This is a genomic window from Paenibacillus sp. BJ-4 (assembly GCF_020404765.1).
In the GTDB taxonomy this organism is placed as follows: domain Bacteria; phylum Bacillota; class Bacilli; order Paenibacillales; family Paenibacillaceae; genus Paenibacillus.
Map to the genome: position 1 here is coordinate 37,397 of NZ_JAIVEM010000027.1, position 16,989 is coordinate 54,385.

The following is a 16,989-nucleotide window of genomic DNA, read 5'->3' on the forward strand; positions in this document are numbered from 1 at the left end:
ATCACTCCTTATATTTTCATGATTCACATATTTTTAGAATCCGTTGTAGCTCACAAATTGTCCAACCGGCTTGCGGTATCCGCGTGGACGCTGACCCGATTCATCCTCTTTGCCCAAGGTAATCAGCATCACGGGTACAAATTGTTCTGGAATATTCAATACTTCCTGCACCTTCGCCGGGTCAAAGCCAATCATCGGGCAGGTATCCCAGCCTTTGTCCTTGGCAATCAGCATGAACTGCATGGCTGACAGGCTGGCATTGCGTATGGCTTCTTCCCTTTGGAAGGCAGGTCCCCGCTCGCGGTAAAACTGGGTCACCGATTCCACTGTGCTGTCATATTCCTGTTTGCTCAAAACACCCAGATTCAGAAAACCTTCATTGTATTCAGCTACTTTTGTATAAGCCTCTGTATCCCCCAGCACCACAATGGTGGCCGAAGACGTCAATATTTTATATTGCTTACTTGCCTCATCATGTAACCGCTGTTTTGTATCTGCATCCTGTACCACGATATAATACGCATGCTGTAAATTAAAAGCCGATGGAGCAAACTTCACCAGCTGAAATATCTCTTCCAATTCTTTTTGATCTATTGTAACCTCAGGAATAAATTTAGAAGCTGATCTTCTCTCTTGAATAATATTCACCAATTCGCCCATGTTCAGTTCCACTCCCGGATATTATTTTCAAATAAATTATCTTTAAATTAAGAATATATCTTTTACTTCTTTCTGTCAAGTAAAACTAAAAAAATCGACAAACACACTTTTTACAGTTCGATTGCCCGTATTCTCATCGTAATGGCTTCACGCTGCGCTTTGGTTAAGCTCTTGAAAACCAGCTCATATGAATGGTCAATCATGCTATACAGATCCTCTAATGGGAAGGTAGAATCGACCGTTACCGTGTTCCAATGCTTTTTACTTAAATGATATCCCGGCTTAATCGCCTTGTTTTGCTCACGCAGGTTTTCCGCAATGACCGGATCACATTTCAGAGATACGTGGCTAACGCCGTCCTTTTCGGTCAGGAGAGCAAACATCTTGCCCCCTACTTTCAGCACCAGCGGATCAGCACCAAATGGATAATCCTTAACAGCCTCTTTTTTGCTCAGACCATACGTTACAATTTGCTCGTACATTAGCCTTCTCTCCTCTACTCTAGTCATCGCCCTATGAATCTATTTGTGCCCTATTATATCACCTTCGTGCTCTTCAAATACATCACGTCCATGCTACATTAGGGTATCTGTGCCAAAAGGACTCTGTAGTCACCTTGAGCAAAGGCTCCCTATGGACAGGTCCGTGAGCTCGTGCGGGTCCTAAAGATTTAATGTTATGCAAGAACCCTATATTTTGGTATAATTCCGTGAGAGGCTGTATCGAAAAAATCGAACGGTACTCTGGTTTAGTGTAATTCAATATGTAGATGTGTGAGCCTATGGAGGTGAACTCGTTGGATTTTGCTCTGACCCGCAAGGACCGAGACAAAAGAACGGTCGCAAATTGACTCTTTTTTTGCCTTTCGGACCTTTTCAGCGATGTGCTGAAAGGTTTTTTTTGTGATCTAAAATAAAGGTAGGAAAGGATTTGAATGCAACCATGGCAACCTCGAAAGCACTTAATATTTTGCAATTGAAGAAAATGAAACAAGCAGGTTTACCTATAAGTATGATCACGGCGTATGACTATCCATCTGCTCGTTTGGCTGAGGAAGTAGCGGAGACCATTACCAAGGAGATATCTATTCCGGTTATTGGTATCGGTGCCGGGAGATACTGTGATGGCCAGGTTTTAGTCTACCATGACATGCTGCAATGCTCCTCTCCTTATCGTGAGAAAAATACAAAGGTAAAGGCAGGGATCATATGATGCGATTTTTGATTGTAGGTGCAGGGGCCATTGGAGGCTACTTCGGGGGACGTCTTGTTCAAAAAGGAGAAGACGTGACCTTCTTCGTACGTCCTTCCAAAAAATCTCAGTTGAAAGAGGACGGTCTGATTGTTAAAAGTGTTCATGGGGATTTCCAGACGCCAATCCACGCTATTACATATGGTGAAGCTGCCGGTCCGTTCGACTGTATTATCATTTCGGTCAAAGCGTATCATCTGCCCCAATTGCAATTCGATCTTGAGCCCTATATCGGTGATCATACCATGATTCTTCCGTTACTTAACGGTTACGAACATTTTGACTCTTTACGCAAGCAATTCGGTCCGGAAAAAGTGCTGGGCGGATTTTGTTATATCGAAACTACGCTAGATCATGATGGCTCTGTCGTTCAGACAAGTCCATTCCACCGTATCGTCTTCGGTGAATGGAACGGAGTGCAATCAGAGCGTACACAAATACTGCTTAATCATCTCGATCATGCAGGCTTCACAGTGACACGAAGTCAGGATATCCAGCGTGAAGTTTGGCAGAAATATATATTTATTGCCAGCTTGAGTGGAATTACAACACTGATGGATGCCCCGGTTGGGACTATACTTGCCACGGCAGAGTCACGTGCTATATACGAAAAGTTGGTGCATGAGATTGTCACACTTGCTCGCAACGCAGGGATGCCGATTGATTCAGAGATGGAAGCTCATACACTGAAAACGATGGAGTCCTTACAACCCGAGATGATGTCATCCATGCAACGTGATATGTATAAAAAGCTTCCGATTGAAGCCAGTCACCTGCATGGTTCACTTCTTGCATTGGCTTCTGCCAGTAATGCCGTCTATCCCGTACTTGAAACGGTATATGCCCGATTAAAGGTATATGAGAGCTTATTGGACACCTTCTAAAATTCAAACTTTAAAGTCAGTTAAAAGGGCAGCAGCAGCTTCGGAGATGAAATAAAATCTCGGACTGCCGCTGCTTTTCTTTTAACAGCTTTTACACCTGTCTCGAACAGGCTTGCTCAAGCCCTTGAAGCGATGCTAACAGTTCCTGCCTCGTTTCAAGGTTTGTAATTTCACCTTCCTGATTTAGCTTCAATGTGATATGCGGAATAATGACCTTTCCTTTTTCCACAATCTCTGCATTGATCATTTGCAGTGTAAGGAGCAGCGAGGCATGCGCCAGATTCCCGCCCATAGGAGACGGTGATGCACTAATAACTGCTGTAGGTTTATTTACAAATTCGCCCGAAGATACGAGCCAATCCAATGCATTTTTCAAAGCACCCGGCACACCATTCCCATATTCCGGCGTACAGATCAGCACTCCATCGGCTTGTTTTAATTGCCCCCGTAACTCTCTTACGGAAGCTGGCCCCTCCTCTACATCCAAGTCAGGATTAAAATGGGGTAGATCCCCCAACCCGTCATAGACGGTGAATATCATCTGTTCAGGTGCTAGCCCAATCGTAGCCTTCATAAGTGCTGTATTGGAAGACTTCTGACGTAGGCTACCCGATATAGCCAATACCTTAATTTTTTGATCCATCCATATCATCCCGTTTCTTTTAACTTAATCTTATCTGGATACTCAGTGTACTACAGTTAACAAGAGAATTAAAAAGTTGTGATGATGAGCGTCAGTGATCCCATCTTGCAACTAAAAAGGCAATTAAAAAATGCCTGCGGCTTCGCAGGCATTCGTTATTTATGGATCGTAACTATACAAGGTTAGAATCTGTGGCGCTGAGTTAGGTATCCTTCTCTGCCTTGCGTTTTACCCCAATCAGATCGAGGAAGAAAACAAACAGCGGAATACCTACAATCAAGCCCCAAATTCCAATCAGATGTTCAGAGAAAATCAATACGACAAAGGTAAAGAATATCGGTAAATTGGTTTTGGAAGACATCAGCTTCGGATTCAGGAAATAGGCTTCAATCGCATGTATAACTACAATCAGAATAACCAGGTAAATGACATATTGAATGCCGCCGACACTGAAAGCAATCAGACCGAGCGGCGCCAGCGAGATAAACACACCTGCCACTGGGACCAATCCCAGCACGAATATGATGAGCGCAAGACCCAGCAGATTAGGAAAGCCCATAATCCAGAGCGCAATCGTAGTCAATATACAGTTAATCAGTGAAATCAGCAGTTGAGCCTCCAGCACCTTCCCGAACGTGTCCAGGAACATACGACCAAAATGGCCCACTTCCTTGAAAAACCAGCCCAGCTTGCTATCTACAAACGTTGCTGTAAAGCGTGTAATATAGGATTTTTCCATCAGGAAGAATAAGCTCAAAATAATCGAAACCAGCAGTTGTGTTCCCAATTGACTAACCTTCATCACTGCATTCAAGCCCGGCTCAAACAGCCGCTGAACATTCAGCGTGTCCATAAATTCGATAATCGTTTCGTTCCATTGATTACGATCAGGATACATATACGCTTGCTGAATCATGAGATACACCTGCTTGACCTGTACAATGATTAGCGGCACCATTCGGTAAACGCCCCACACCATAATCAGGATTAGCAGCCCATACACCAGAAGCAACACGATCATTGACGGCACATTGGCGAACCGCTTGACCAGCTTATTCACTCCGTTATATATACTCCCAATCAGGATCGTAAGCAGCAGTGTTAACAACATAATATTCATCATGCTTCTTAACATAAACAACAGCAAAACGATTATCGCAAGGACGGCTATCCGCCTGACGCCCGCATGATTCATCCAGTTTCTTACCATTCGTCTTTATTCCCTCTCTCCCACTTGTCTGTCAACCTTGCAATCTTCCCCAGCATCAACTTTCTCTTTTTAACAATTTACTGTTAGCGATTAATAGAGAACCTACCATGACTAGGATAGCAATAGACCACCAGAATGTATTTTTAGCATCATCATGATCTACAATAATGAGCCTGATGACGGCCGTGATCCCAATATAGATGAAATAACGTAATGGAAAATGAAAATTGGTTTTAAAGTACTTAACTATTAATGCAATGAATTCAAAATACAAGAAGAACACAAGCAACTCTTCCGTGAATTCATAGTAATTTTTGTCGGCCTCTGTATACAAAAAAACATAGGAAAAGATGGACCATGTTTCTTTCAGCAGCAAGAAGCTTAAAATCAGTCCGACCAGAAACAACGAGATATTCAAGATCATTTGCAGAAAACCAGGTAATTTTTCAATATACTTCATAAAAGCCTTCAATACATATCCCCTCACTGATTGTACAGGTTCTTTATTTATATTATCGGTGGAATACGCGAAAAATGCTACACTACTTTTGATGTAACCTTAATAAAAGTCTATATTCGCCCCGGCTATATAACCAATCGAGATAAAGATAAGCGTCCATACCAGAGAACCTGCGCTTGCCACCAGCACATATTTTCGAACAGGCATCGCACTAATCCCCGACAAGTAACTTGTCGCATGTCTGATTCCCGGAATAAAATAACCGAACAGAATGGTCCATAGCCCGAAGCGTGCAAACCACCCCTTCACCTTTGCAAACCGCTTCGGTGTCAGCCCTACCCACTTGCCGTGCTTATCGACCAACGGCTGTCCCAGCTTTTTACCAAGCGTGTAGCTGAACATCATCCCCGTCATGGCACCGATAAAGCTAACCAGTATAGATATCGAATAATTCAGTACCATGATGGAGGATAAATAGCCGACAAATACCATAATAATTTCATCCGGAACCGGCAGGCCGATAATCCCAAGAGCAAGCAGCGCAAAAATAGCGATATATCCGTATTGTGTAATCATGCTGATGGCCCATTCCATAGAGACGCCACCTCCTGATCGGTTATTTTTTGAAGGATGGGAACGGAATACGGCTGACCATGAGAAACGATAGCACTACCATTACCGTAAGCAGCAACCCCGGCTTCAAATGCTCACTCCATAAAAACAAAAAGGATATAATCACACCCGCAGCCGTAATCGGCATGCCTACAAAGCCTTTGCTATAAGCCATCAGGTTGAATCTTGCCAATCTTACCGCACCACAGATCACAAACAAAACAGCAACCACCATTCCTATCCAATGGGTATCTCCCAGCTTGTACAGCAAGATCAAGAAGGCAGGTGCAACACCAAAGGAGACAACATCCGCCAGCGAGTCGAGCTGCTTGCCAAAATCACTGGAGCAATGCAGCAGCCTAGCCAGCAAACCGTCTAGTACATCCCATAAAGCAGCCACCACCACGAGGGTAAAGGCAGTCATATATTGCTCATGAATCGTGAAGTACAGGGATAAGACCCCCGCCCCCAGGTTTGCAAGCGTGCAAAGTGAGGGCAACCAATTCCATTTCATATTACTTAACTCCTCTGCTATAGCTTAGCCTCCGAATATGACGACAAAACGGACGCCATTCTTGGTATTCTCCGCCTTATAGCGGAATTCGTGTAAATCCAGAATTCGTTTGACAATGGACAGCCCGAGTCCCGTCCCACCCGTCTGGCGGCTGCGTGACAGCTCGGCCCGGTAAAACCGATCCCATATCTGATCCAGTTGATCTTCAGGAATCGTCTCCCCTTTATTTTCAATGGAAAAAGTACTGATTTCTCCAGAGCCTTCGATACGGATCGTGATTGAGCTTCCTTCCTCAGCATGCCGGATGGCATTGACGACGAAATTGATCATCACCTGCTCCAGCCAGCCCGCATCGGCATGAATCGGCATCTCATTGGCAGGGATAATGACCGCTTCCAGTCTTTTTCCCTTCAATAGATGGAATAGCTTGTCCACGACTTCCTCCACCAGCTCACTTAATATAAAGGTCGTCTTGCGAAGCTTGAGGGTGCCGGATTCCAATTTGGCGAGGTCCAGCATATCCTCGACTAGCCGCTCCATTTTGTCCGCTTCCTCTACAATGACCTTTATGTAATGATCCTGCTTTCCAGCGCTAACCCCATCCAGTAGCCCCTCGGCAAAGCCTTTAACAATACTCAGCGGGGTCTTCAGCTCATGAGAAGCGTTGGCAAAAAAGTCCTGCTGCACGGCCTCCATCCTCTGCTTCTGCTCCATATCCTCGACCAATTGCTGATTGGCCTCCTGAAGCTCGCGCAAAGCGGAATCCAGGTTCTGGGACAGGGTATACATGCTATAGGAAAGACTGCCCAGCTCATCATTTTGCCGGATCGGTATATGGGCTGTAAAATCGAGTTTAGCCATCCGCTTGGCGGTATTGTTCAAGGCAATAAGCGGACGGGTCACCATCCGGGAATAGAACAGGGACAAAATCAAAATCAGCGCAAATCCCCCGATCCCCAGATATAAATAAAACCAACGCAGGGCTTCATTTGTCTCACTGATTTCCTGTAACGAAGTCACTGTGAACAGCAGATCGATTTCTCCCGTACTCTGACGAACAGGATAGACGATGACCGCATTACGTACGCCCGTCCAAGGCTCTGTCCATTCTTCCTCCAGCACTTCGAAATTCTTGAGTTTCTCCAGATGCGTCTGCGATAAAGGAACCCATTCCTCCAACGCACTTAACAGTAAACCTTGTCGACCGCTTAATGTTTTCAGATCTGGCATTACAATTTCCGTCACTGTGCCGGTCCATTTGACGCTGCTTTCTGCGCTTGTCTCGTCCGAGGCAGCTCCTATATTTTTGAAGCCAGGCTTCTGAATGACCATAGGATAGATCACATTGGCAGTAGAGATTCCATCACTTTCCGGAATCTCACCTTCAACGGTTATCGTATCACCTGGCTGAATCCGGGAAGCTCTCAGCTCATCTCCGTACTGGCTTATAAACAGAGACAGCGATATCTTAACGATCTTACCATCTGCTTTTCTGAGATTGATATGAAACGGATCATCCAGCTTGACTTTGCCGTCCAGTGTTACAATCGCCAGCTGGTTCTTGTTTTGAAGCATAAAGCGAGCCGCCTCGCGCGAAACTCTGCCTGATCCCCACGCCTCCTTGACATAGCTCTGACCGAAGCTTTGTAAACGGCTTTCCACCCGACTAATCTTCTGCTGCTGATAAAAATTTTCAAAGAACAACAATTGGCACAAAATCACCATCCCGTAAAAGCACAGGAAAAATGCAACAGTCATAATGAACAACTTAAAGGTGACTCCCCGCTTGTTCATTCTTCCTCCTCAAACCTGTAGCCTGTACCAAAAACCGTGCGGATATGGCCTGATTCACGGCCCAGCTTGCTTCTCAGCTTTTTGATATGCGTATCGACAACCCGTGTGTCTCCTTCAAAGTCAATGCCCCACACCCGGTTCAGTATCACATCCCGTGAAATGACCATGCCCTTATTATGTATAAGCAGCCGCAGCAGCTCATACTCCTTGGGTGTCAGCTCGACTTCTGCCTGATCCACCTCAAGCCGATGAGCCATCGTGTTGAGAATAGCACTGCCGAATCGCAATATATGCGACTCTGGCTGCACATGTCCCTTCACCCGCTTCATCAGTGCATTTGCGCGGGCGATTAGCACCTTGGGGCTGAAGGGCTTGGTAACATAGTCATCCGCCCCCAGCTCAAAGCCTAATATTTTATCATCATCACCGGATTTGGCTGTCAGCAAAATAATCGGCACTCCTGAACGACTGCGTACCTGACGGCACACCTCCCAACCATCCATTTCCGGCATCATGATATCGAGTACAATCAGGTCCGGCTGCACCGAATCAAACCAGATTAGCGCATCCTTTCCATTGCCTGCTTCATAGACTTCCCATTTATTCTGTTTAAAATAATCCGCAATCACTTCACGAATACGTATTTCATCCTCTACGAGAAGAACTCTTTTATTCAATCGACTTCCCTCTTTCGGCCATTCTATGACAACAGCATACCTAAGACTTGTGTTCTTTATGTGTTCTTATCAGCAGAAATTTTCTCAGCAAATTCCACCTTGGATTAGGGCAAATTTGTCGTGGCTCAGACCATCTCTTCTCCCTTGATCCTACCCTATAATAAAAAGAGATACAAAAAGCTTGAACAGGAGGGTAATACATGAGCAATCAAACCATTCAGTGGTTTTCCACTTCCAAGGCCCAAGCTTGGAAATCCCAAGCTCATAACCTTACCAAGACGCAAGAGCAGGCAAACCTGACCATGACGGAAGAAGTCCATCAGCTTGTCGAAGGATTTGGCGGCTGTTTTAATGAACTAGGGTATGTGGCTCTGAACCACTTGGAAAGCGCCGAACGTGAGCAGGTGCTGCATTCCCTCTTTCACCCGGAGGGCGAGCACAAATTCACGATTTGCAGGCTGCCCATTGGGGCCAGTGACTACGCACTGGAGTGGTATAGCCACAATGAAACGGACGGCGACGTGGAAATGAAGCACTTCTCCATTGGACGCGATCAGCAATATCTTATTCCTTTCATTCGGGAAGCGCTGAAGCTCAACCCGGACTTGAAGTTGTTCGCTTCCCCCTGGAGCCCGCCGACATGGATGAAATCGCCCAAGGCCTACAATTACGGCACACTGCGCTGGGAAAAGGATATTTTGAAAGCGTATGCATTATATTTTGTCAAATTTGTTCAGGCATATCGTGAAGAAGGAATTACAATCCATCAGATTCATGTTCAAAATGAAGTCATTGCCGATCAAAAGTTCCCTTCCTGTGTGTGGTCGGGAGAACAGCTGCGTGAATTTATTCGCGACTATTTGGGCCCTGCTTTTGAGGAACACGGACTGGATACGGAAATTTGGCTCGGTACCATTAATGCTCCCGATCCGTGGGAGGAATTAATGAAGAAGGTTTCCACCGGATTCGACGAGTATGCACATACCGTGCTGAGCGACCCGGAAGCCTACAAATATATTAAAGGCGTGGGCTATCAATGGGCAGGCAAAAATGCCATTCAACGCACCGTTGCCAGTTATCCCGAGCTTCGTTACATGCAGACAGAAAATGAATGCGGGAACGGGGAAAACTCATGGGACTACGCTAAATATGTGTACAACTTGTACCAGCATTACTTTACTAACGGTGTGAATGCTTATATTTACTGGAATATGGTTTTGGAGCCGAAAGGCAAGAGCACATGGGGATGGGAACAAAATTCGATGATCACCGTTGATCCAGCGGATCGAAAGCCTGTCCTTAACCCGGAATATTATGTCATGAAGCACTTTTCTCATTTTGTTTTGCCGGGAGCCAGACGCATTGGACTTCGCGGATCATGGACCGGAAATGCCGTTGCCTTCCAAAATACAGACGGACAAAGGGTGCTGGTCATCGCCAATCCGTTCCACGAATCGCGCACGCTGAATCTATCCGTGGGACAAACGACGCACCGTTTGGAGCTGGAGCCGGAGTCATTTAACACGATCGTCATTCCTTCTTAGCAATCGCTGATTCTGGACTTTTACAATCTTGCACACATCATCACGCGTCACTGTCCGATTGATCCGTATCCAAACGTATGCTTAGTTTCCAAAATGGATGTATCCCCTTTTGCGTAGAGTAGTTATAAATAGTATACTTGGAGTCACTACGGATGGGAGGGCGATGAACATCACTACTGTAAAAGACAGAATTGATTTGAAGCTGATTAATTGTGATAAGGAATTGACCCTCGCGGTCATCGGCGGAAAATGGAAGCTGATTATTTTGTGGCATCTCGGTATGGAAGGCACCAAGCGGTTCGGTGAATTGAAGAAGCTGATCCCTCATATTACGCAAAAAATGCTGACCAATCAGCTGCGCGAGCTGGAGGAAGACAAGCTTATCCTTCGTAAAGTTTACCCTGTTGTCCCTCCGCATGTGGAATACTCACTGACCGAGCATGGCGAGAGCCTGATTCCGGTACTGAAAGCCATGTACGACTGGGGATCAAACTATCGCGAGAACGTGATTTGGAAAGAAGAAGGGGCTATTCAGGACGTTACACCCGTGTAATCAGCTCAATAGCATGATGCATCACGCTTGAAATATATATTTAGCCAGTGGAGGCGACTCTGGGAATACCCGGGGTTGTCTTTTTTATCGGCTCCTTTTCTCTCTCCAGTTAACGTAAAAAGCCTGAGACTGTACATCACACAGGCTCAGGCTTTACGCTTCGATCACTCCATAGCTTGATTAGGCTTGCAGTTTACCCGCACGAATATCATCGGTCATGCCCGCGTAAGGTGCTTGGGAAATCAATTTCTCGTTGTTCACACCCGCATTTTCAATGAATGTAATGTCTGCAAATTCAGGGACTACATACTTCGGATAGGTTTCGTACTTTTCACGCGATTCTTCCATCAACGGAATAAAATCGTTTTGATAGCGTACAGTGATCTCCGGATGCTCATGCACCCATTTGGGGAAGAAAATAATACCGTGCATGCGTTTCTCCTCAGGCATAAAGTTTAGAGAAACGTCAGTGCCTGTCGGCTCAGTCCAAGACACTTTGTACACATTCTCCACTAATTTCACCAAATTCACCTTCTGATCACGTACCCAGCGCCCGCCTACCATACCACTATGAATGCGGTAATCAATCGTATCTTCATTTTTAATGTATATTTCGTATTCCCACCCGTTCTCATAGGTATAAATCATGTGACTACCGATAAACTTGTCCATCGTACATCCTTCTTTCTTTTATAATGAGTTTTCATGAATTAAATAGGACATCGAGAATAAAAGTAATTTTAAACATGTAAATATAAACATGTTTTTTATTACATTTAAATTGTAGCACTGTGATATACTAGTGTCAAATACCCCATTGTAAGGAGAGCTACGTTGAAACGTATATTAAAATATGCCATTTTGGGCCTGGTCCACAAACAGGAAATGAGCGGCTACGATATTACAAGCCAATTCAAGAAGGAAATCGGACAATTTTGGAGTGCGAAGCACAGTCAGATTTATCCCGAGCTCAAAAGGCTAACCGAAGAAGAGTTAATTGAATATCGCACCTCCATTACAGGAGCCAAGCTGGAAAAGAAGCTGTACTGCATCACACCCAAGGGAGCTCAAGAGCTGACCGAATGGCTGTTGAGCCCCAAAGAGCTGCCGGAAACGGAAAAGGATGAGTTTATGCTCATGCTGTATTTTTCAGCCGCTATCCCCAAGGAAGAGAACAAGCGGCTGTTCGAGGATCAGATCGCCAAACGTAAAGAGAAGCTGGAGTATTTGTATGAAAGCAAAAAATCACTCCAACTGCTGGATGAGAACCTCCAAGTTCCCGGCTCTCATCAATTCGGACATTATCTGGTGCTGAGTCGTGCTATCAATCGGGAAGAAAGCTATATTACATGGCTGGAAGAAACGCTGTCCCTGTTTGAGTAGCTTTTTGAATGAGAAATGATTGCAAGTAAACGTCCTACAATACAAAAAAGCCAGCTCAGCAAACAAAATTGTATCCTATCCGCCTGAGCTGGCTTTTTTGTATTTTAATCTGCCGTCGTAGTGGAAGATCCGTAATCCTCAATGTGAATATCCGTACTGAATTGTACCGGAATCGTGCTAAAGGTCGTATCCCAATCCTTTTTGACCTTGCGCCATACTTTAGGATGCTGAATCCGCAGGGCTTCTCCGAAGCCTCCAACATCCGCCCGCAGCTTATGCATTTTGGCTACGGTTTGTTCTGCTAATGAGTTGACCTTCTCCTGAAAAACACTCTCTAATCGGCCTAGCAGTCGATTACTGCTCAAATCCTCATTCGGATTAAAATTTTCCGAAATGCGTCCCTCTGAAGTCATTCTCACACGGAAAGATATCTCATCCCCCTGAACGATGGCCTTGATGCTGCTTTTTGCCGATTTGATCTCATATGCCATGTTTTTACCAGTTTTGGGATCGATATCTTTCAGAAGACCTCCTTTCAGTTCGCCTTTGATCCACATGAGCCCTTCCACCTCAGACTCATTCAGAAAACCACCGTATGTTTGCGTCTTTCCCTTGATGATTCCTGCACCCGCGAGCTTAATTTCATTCTCCGCCGTAATGACATTAGGCAATAAAAAGCTGCTTTTCGCTTTCATGGGTCCGATTACTTTTGCCAATGACACGGGCTTTAACATCCGTGAATTCCGTTTACGGTTTCCGAAAATATCCTTTAATATAAAGGCCGGGGTCTGACCAGGGATTATCTCCTGAAGTGCATCACCTGCCTTGTCTGTACTGATCAGCAATTGGACGCTGGGCCGGATGTCATTATCCCCCAAAAAAAAGTCCAGCAGCTCATACAACGGAACCTTACGAAGTAGACTGGAACTGATAATGACCGTCTTCAAATGGAATCCGATAGGAGGACGATTGGTCCGTAATGAAATTTCCCTTAGCATCTCAAAGACGGAATCACCAGTTTCCGTAATGTTATAAAATTTTTTAGTTTGCGAAGGAGAGTTCCCGGAACTGTGGCTATCCTCTGGCACTACGAATTGAAATGTTCCTTTAATTAACTCTTTCTTCGGATAATCTCCTCCTTTCCGATTGATTTGCTCTTCCTGCGAAGATTGTTCCGCTACATCCATAGCAATGCCTGTCTCCAAATTTAAATCTTCCACCGGAGAGCTGCTCCAGCAACCTGAAAGTGTACTGCATATCAAGAGAGCCGCCATTCCGAGTAATCCTAACCGAACTTTCTTCATGACCGCACCCCCCTCCAGTGAGAAATGAGCAACAGCGGCAGAGGAAGCAATGCGTATAAAATGATAGCCATATTCCCGATGACCGTTCCGAATGAAAACAACTCGTTAAGGTTTTTGGGAATTTGAGATAGGATGTAAATGACCGGGAGCAGAATAAACAGGGTTTTGGAATAGGATCTATTCAAAATTTGGGAAATTCCAAGTGAAGCGCAGTAAAATGCAATAGTGAATGTGGAAAAAATTTGCATAATCCAGATCGACAGCAATAGGGATTCGAACCGTTCAAATACCAAATACTCCACTTCAAAGCTGCGAGCTAAATCCAAAAAAGGCCAGGTTCTGGTCATTACCCCTTCCACCGAAAAAGCGCCAATGCACAGAATCACCGCAGTTATATAAAAAACGACCGCTATTCCAATCGCCAGACCGATCACCCTGGTTGCTCTCTTAGGTTTTTCCATGCGACAAAGAATGATAAGCATGCACTCAGTCCCCGTAAAAGTAAGCGTTGTAACTTTCAGGGCTTTAAACACTGGCATCACACCCTCCGACAAGACGGGACGCAAATTATTCAATTCAAAAACATTTAATCCCAGCAAGCATATCAACAAAAAGATAGATGCCGTAATCGGGAAAATGATTTGGCATATTCTACCTATTGTGCCGATGCCCCCCATGCACAGGTACAGAGAGATCCACATAAAAGGTGCTGAAATAGCCCATGCCGGCGTCCCTTCAAGCAGGAAGAATGCTGTTACTTCCTCCACAGATCGAATTTCGAATCCAGCTATACAAACAAAATAGATGACTAACAGCACGCCAATCACTTTGCCAGCTGCTCTACCTATAATCCTCTGTACATACTGGTAAAAGGTCGATTCTGGAAATCGCTGACTTAGTTTTACAATAATCCATCCGGAGAGGAAAATGATCCCTCCTGCCAAAATAGTGGATATCCACACATCTGGTGTCTTTGAATCCTCCACCGTTACCCGGGGAAGCGTAAGCAACCCAGCGGCCAGCATAAAGCTAAGAATAATTACCGTCGCCTGTAACGTTGTAATTTTATCTGCCTTTTCTTTTCCCACGGCCATTCGGCTCCCTTCATTGTCAACCTCATTCTTTTCGCTTGGGGTCTTTATGCTTCAATAGAATGGGTCTGTTTTTCATAAACTGTAGCGGTGCCCGTAAGAGGTAATCCTTCCAGTCCTTCAACGAACGTGGGGCCGTTAGACTAAGGAACGGCACGCCGAAGCTTTGTAATTTAGCCATATGAATACTCAGCATTAGAAAAAACATGATCACCCCATACAAACCGAAGATAGCCGCCGCGAATATGACCGCAAAACGGAGAACACGCATGGAAATTCCAGCGCTGTATACAGGTGTGGAAAAAGAGGAAATGGCTGTGATTGCCACCACAATGACGAGAATCGGGCTCACGATTCCGGCATTGACAGCCGCCTGTCCAATAATAAGACCGCCGACAATGCCCATGGCGGGACCAATGGGTTTAGGTAGCCGTAACCCTGCTTCACGCAAAATTTCAATGGAAGTCTCCATAATCAGGACTTCAATGAGCGTGGAAAAGGGGACGCCCTGTCTCGCACTGATAATGGAAATGACCAGCTTGGTCGGAATCAGCCCGGGATGAAATGAGATAAAGGAAATATAGAGCGCTGGGGCGAACAAAGATATCGAAGTTGCCATAAAACGAAGAAATCGAATAAGCGACCCTGGTATCCATCGTTCATAGTAATCTTCGGGAGACTGGAGCATCATCCCGTACGTTACAGGCACAAGGAGCGCAAAAGGTGTGCCATCCAGCAGAATCGCTACACGTCCCTCCAGCAAAGCAGCCATGACCCGATCCGGTCTCTCCGTATTCTGAATCTGAAGAACCGGACTCAGAAAGTTATCCTCTATAAGCTGCTCCACATAGCCCGACTCCAGCACCTCATCCATATCAATGGTTTTGACCCGCCGCTTCACCTCATCTACAAGCTCAGGATCAGCAATGTCTTTGAAATACACCACCATCAGTTGCTTCTCCACTCTTTTGCCGACTTTGAAGGACGACATAGCCAGTTCTGTACTTTCTCCATGTCTGCGTAGCATGGCCGTATTGTCGCTGAGTGTCTCGGTAAAACCAATTCGCGGTCCCCGCAGTACCGACTCCGATATCGGATCTTCCACCCCTCGTGTATTCCCCTTGGGTGTACCCAGCACAAAAGCGCCCGGTATGCCCTGAATCATGAGTATTACTGAACCGAACAACACCTTTTGTAAAGCAAACTGCACATCCAACGTACATTCTGTCTCTGATACCAGCATGACCTGGCGAACAATCATATCCCGAAGCAATTCTCCTTTCGGAAGATCGTTGCCTCCTTGCCCGGAGCTACCCCAATCCATCAGCGGCTTTAAAATGTTCTGGTCCATGCCCACCTTGTCCGTTAATCCATCCACAAAAAAAAGTGTACATGCAGCGTTCAGGTTTTCCAGAAAAATCGAGCGTTCATTCACGTCTGCCATATCCGCGACTGCTTGTCTGATTTTATCTAAATTGGCCTCATAGTCTTCGGTAAAAGTCTCCCTTTCCTTCTCTTCTTCACTTACAGATGAATTATGATCTGATTGCTCCGAACGGTCTTGTTCTTCCATGAGCTTTAATCGCTCCCTACGTCTGCTTTCTCGGCCATCCAGCGCTCTAATTTGTCGTACTGTGAGATAAATCATCAAAGGTACAATGAACAAAAAAAAGGCTTCCACCCACACGGTCCAATTGGGCATGTGCTTTGTGATTACCTGCCACATGTTCATTCCTCCTTCATTTCCATCCGATTTGTATATATATTTACCTGGATTAGAAAAAAGATGCATCCATGATGGGTGACTTAACCATCCTCAGGTATACATAAAGGACGTAACAAGTGATGCTCGCATCTCAATATGCGCATTTCATGGGATAAATTTATTGATGAATAAAAGGAATAAAAAGGTGAATTTGATGGAGGACTTGTAGTGTAAAAAGTGGAATTCCATGATAATATCTATTCATTCTATGACTAATGTCGCAATTTTCTTGAATTTATTGTCTATTATTCGAATTTAAAAGGAGCTGTAGGTATGAAGAATCATTTTTGGAAAAAAACCGCTGTATTGAGCTTGTTGGCGGTCATTTTGGTAGGGGGAACTGCAATAAGCCCCAAACAGGCACAAGCATCACCCGACCCTTTTATTGGGGAAATTACGTTGTATCCTTACACGTACGCACCTAATGGATGGATAAAATGTGAAGGCCAGGTCTTGTCTATTCAATCGAATACGATGTTATTTTCACTGCTGGGTGCTAATTTTGGTGGGAATGGAACAACTACATTTGCATTACCTGATCTGCGCGGGGCCTCTCCGATACCAAATGTAGATTACTATATTGCAATTCAAGGGCAGTTCCCGCCTCGACCATAATGAATATGTTCATCAGTGTCCTATTTAAT

18 protein-coding genes and 1 pseudogene are annotated in these 16,989 nt (G+C 45.0%); 6 read left to right on the forward strand and 13 right to left on the reverse strand.

What is annotated here, in order from left to right:
- Positions 1–33 precede the first annotated feature (33 nt).
- Complete coding sequence (locus tag LCF57_RS05180; protein ID WP_225999749.1) at positions 34–660, reverse strand: nitroreductase family protein; 627 nt, start codon at positions 658–660, stop codon at positions 34–36.
- 110 nt (positions 661–770) lie between these two features.
- Positions 771–1,142: an MmcQ/YjbR family DNA-binding protein gene (locus tag LCF57_RS05185; RefSeq protein ID WP_226000002.1), complete on the reverse strand. Its 372-nt coding sequence runs from the start codon at positions 1,140–1,142 to the stop codon at positions 771–773.
- A gap of 562 nt (positions 1,143–1,704) precedes the next feature.
- Here LCF57_RS05185 and LCF57_RS05190 point away from each other — a divergent pair.
- Both LCF57_RS05190 and LCF57_RS05195 read left to right on the forward strand, forming a co-directional pair.
- Positions 1,705–1,842 (forward strand): annotated as a pseudogene (locus LCF57_RS05190) (3-methyl-2-oxobutanoate hydroxymethyltransferase); the annotation flags it as partial.
- Between the two features lie 29 nt (positions 1,843–1,871).
- Positions 1,872–2,795 carry a ketopantoate reductase family protein gene (locus LCF57_RS05195; protein ID WP_226000003.1) on the forward strand — a complete coding sequence of 308 codons (924 nt, stop codon included), beginning with the start codon at positions 1,872–1,874 and terminating at the stop codon, positions 2,793–2,795.
- A gap of 91 nt (positions 2,796–2,886) precedes the next feature.
- Here LCF57_RS05195 and LCF57_RS05200 read toward each other — a convergent pair whose 3' ends face one another.
- From LCF57_RS05200 to LCF57_RS05230, 7 genes are all read right to left on the reverse strand, one after another.
- Positions 2,887–3,447, reverse strand: coding sequence for an NADPH-dependent FMN reductase (locus LCF57_RS05200; protein WP_225999750.1), 561 nt, complete (start codon positions 3,445–3,447; stop codon positions 2,887–2,889).
- A 193-nt stretch (positions 3,448–3,640) separates the two neighbouring features.
- Entirely contained in the window at positions 3,641–4,648 is a 1,008-nt protein-coding gene (locus LCF57_RS05205) for an AI-2E family transporter (protein WP_025684352.1), read from the reverse strand.
- 55 nt (positions 4,649–4,703) lie between these two features.
- Positions 4,704–5,120, reverse strand: coding sequence for a phosphate-starvation-inducible protein PsiE (psiE, locus tag LCF57_RS05210; RefSeq protein ID WP_225999751.1), 417 nt, complete (start codon positions 5,118–5,120; stop codon positions 4,704–4,706).
- Positions 5,121–5,207: 87 nt separating this feature from the next.
- On the reverse strand, positions 5,208–5,702 hold the full coding sequence (locus LCF57_RS05215) for a DedA family protein (RefSeq protein WP_225999752.1): 495 nt from the start codon (positions 5,700–5,702) through the stop codon (positions 5,208–5,210).
- Positions 5,703–5,724: 22 nt separating this feature from the next.
- Positions 5,725–6,234, reverse strand: a complete 510-nt coding sequence (gene pssA, locus LCF57_RS05220; RefSeq protein ID WP_225999753.1) for a CDP-diacylglycerol--serine O-phosphatidyltransferase — start codon at positions 6,232–6,234, stop codon at positions 5,725–5,727.
- 24 nt (positions 6,235–6,258) lie between these two features.
- On the reverse strand, positions 6,259–8,028 hold the full coding sequence (locus LCF57_RS05225) for a sensor histidine kinase (protein WP_225999754.1): 1,770 nt from the start codon (positions 8,026–8,028) through the stop codon (positions 6,259–6,261).
- Positions 8,025–8,705 (reverse strand): response regulator transcription factor, encoded by a 681-nt coding sequence (locus LCF57_RS05230; RefSeq protein WP_225999755.1) that lies wholly within the window; start codon positions 8,703–8,705, stop codon positions 8,025–8,027. Before LCF57_RS05230 ends, LCF57_RS05225 begins: the two co-directional genes overlap by 4 nt.
- A gap of 200 nt (positions 8,706–8,905) precedes the next feature.
- Here LCF57_RS05230 and LCF57_RS05235 point away from each other — a divergent pair, with 200 nt between their 5' ends.
- Positions 8,906–10,249 (forward strand): glycoside hydrolase family 30 protein, encoded by a 1,344-nt coding sequence (locus LCF57_RS05235; protein WP_225999756.1) that lies wholly within the window; start codon positions 8,906–8,908, stop codon positions 10,247–10,249.
- Positions 10,250–10,412: 163 nt separating this feature from the next.
- Positions 10,413–10,802, forward strand: a complete 390-nt coding sequence (locus LCF57_RS05240; protein WP_025716379.1) for a winged helix-turn-helix transcriptional regulator — start codon at positions 10,413–10,415, stop codon at positions 10,800–10,802.
- Between the two features lie 180 nt (positions 10,803–10,982).
- Here LCF57_RS05240 and LCF57_RS05245 read toward each other — a convergent pair whose 3' ends face one another.
- A complete protein-coding gene (locus tag LCF57_RS05245; protein ID WP_014279672.1) occupies positions 10,983–11,474 on the reverse strand; it encodes a phenolic acid decarboxylase in 492 nt (163 codons plus the stop codon).
- A 162-nt stretch (positions 11,475–11,636) separates the two neighbouring features.
- Here LCF57_RS05245 and LCF57_RS05250 point away from each other — a divergent pair, with 162 nt between their 5' ends.
- Positions 11,637–12,185, forward strand: coding sequence for a PadR family transcriptional regulator (locus LCF57_RS05250; RefSeq protein ID WP_225999757.1), 549 nt, complete (start codon positions 11,637–11,639; stop codon positions 12,183–12,185).
- Between the two features lie 104 nt (positions 12,186–12,289).
- Here the strand turns inward: LCF57_RS05250 and LCF57_RS05255 are convergent, their stop codons facing one another.
- From LCF57_RS05255 to LCF57_RS05265, 3 genes are read right to left on the reverse strand one after another with little or no spacing between them, the layout of a single operon-like run.
- On the reverse strand, positions 12,290–13,489 hold the full coding sequence (locus LCF57_RS05255) for a Ger(x)C family spore germination protein (protein ID WP_225999758.1): 1,200 nt from the start codon (positions 13,487–13,489) through the stop codon (positions 12,290–12,292).
- Entirely contained in the window at positions 13,486–14,583 is a 1,098-nt protein-coding gene (locus LCF57_RS05260) for a GerAB/ArcD/ProY family transporter (protein ID WP_225999759.1), read from the reverse strand. Before LCF57_RS05260 ends, LCF57_RS05255 begins: the two co-directional genes overlap by 4 nt.
- A 22-nt stretch (positions 14,584–14,605) precedes the next feature.
- Positions 14,606–16,306, reverse strand: coding sequence for a spore germination protein (locus LCF57_RS05265; protein WP_225999760.1), 1,701 nt, complete (start codon positions 16,304–16,306; stop codon positions 14,606–14,608).
- 312 nt (positions 16,307–16,618) lie between these two features.
- On the opposite strand from LCF57_RS05265, the gene LCF57_RS05270 reads away from it, so the two are divergent.
- Complete coding sequence (locus LCF57_RS05270) at positions 16,619–16,960, forward strand: phage tail protein (RefSeq protein WP_225999761.1); 342 nt, start codon at positions 16,619–16,621, stop codon at positions 16,958–16,960.
- The last annotated feature ends 29 nt before the right edge of the window (positions 16,961–16,989 follow it).

Bases quoted from the DNA above. Each gene is read 5' to 3' on its own strand.
- LCF57_RS05245 (WP_014279672.1), bottom strand. From the start codon at position 11,474: ATGGACAAGTTTATCGGTAGTCACATGATTTATACCTATGAGAACGGG.
- LCF57_RS05215 (WP_225999752.1), bottom strand. From the start codon at position 5,702: ATGGAATGGGCCATCAGCATGATTACACAATACGGATATATCGCTATT.
- LCF57_RS05200 (WP_225999750.1), bottom strand. From the start codon at position 3,447: ATGATATGGATGGATCAAAAAATTAAGGTATTGGCTATATCGGGTAGC.
- pssA (WP_225999753.1), bottom strand. From the start codon at position 6,234: ATGAAATGGAATTGGTTGCCCTCACTTTGCACGCTTGCAAACCTGGGG.
- LCF57_RS05255 (WP_225999758.1), bottom strand. From the start codon at position 13,489: ATGAAGAAAGTTCGGTTAGGATTACTCGGAATGGCGGCTCTCTTGATA.
- LCF57_RS05225 (WP_225999754.1), bottom strand. From the start codon at position 8,028: ATGAACAAGCGGGGAGTCACCTTTAAGTTGTTCATTATGACTGTTGCA.
- LCF57_RS05195 (WP_226000003.1), top strand. From the start codon at position 1,872: ATGCGATTTTTGATTGTAGGTGCAGGGGCCATTGGAGGCTACTTCGGG.
- LCF57_RS05270 (WP_225999761.1), top strand. From the start codon at position 16,619: ATGAAGAATCATTTTTGGAAAAAAACCGCTGTATTGAGCTTGTTGGCG.
- LCF57_RS05265 (WP_225999760.1), bottom strand. From the start codon at position 16,306: ATGTGGCAGGTAATCACAAAGCACATGCCCAATTGGACCGTGTGGGTG.
- LCF57_RS05260 (WP_225999759.1), bottom strand. From the start codon at position 14,583: ATGGCCGTGGGAAAAGAAAAGGCAGATAAAATTACAACGTTACAGGCG.
- LCF57_RS05185 (WP_226000002.1), bottom strand. From the start codon at position 1,142: ATGTACGAGCAAATTGTAACGTATGGTCTGAGCAAAAAAGAGGCTGTT.
- LCF57_RS05235 (WP_225999756.1), top strand. From the start codon at position 8,906: ATGAGCAATCAAACCATTCAGTGGTTTTCCACTTCCAAGGCCCAAGCT.
- LCF57_RS05180 (WP_225999749.1), bottom strand. From the start codon at position 660: ATGGGCGAATTGGTGAATATTATTCAAGAGAGAAGATCAGCTTCTAAA.
- LCF57_RS05205 (WP_025684352.1), bottom strand. From the start codon at position 4,648: ATGGTAAGAAACTGGATGAATCATGCGGGCGTCAGGCGGATAGCCGTC.
- LCF57_RS05240 (WP_025716379.1), top strand. From the start codon at position 10,413: ATGAACATCACTACTGTAAAAGACAGAATTGATTTGAAGCTGATTAAT.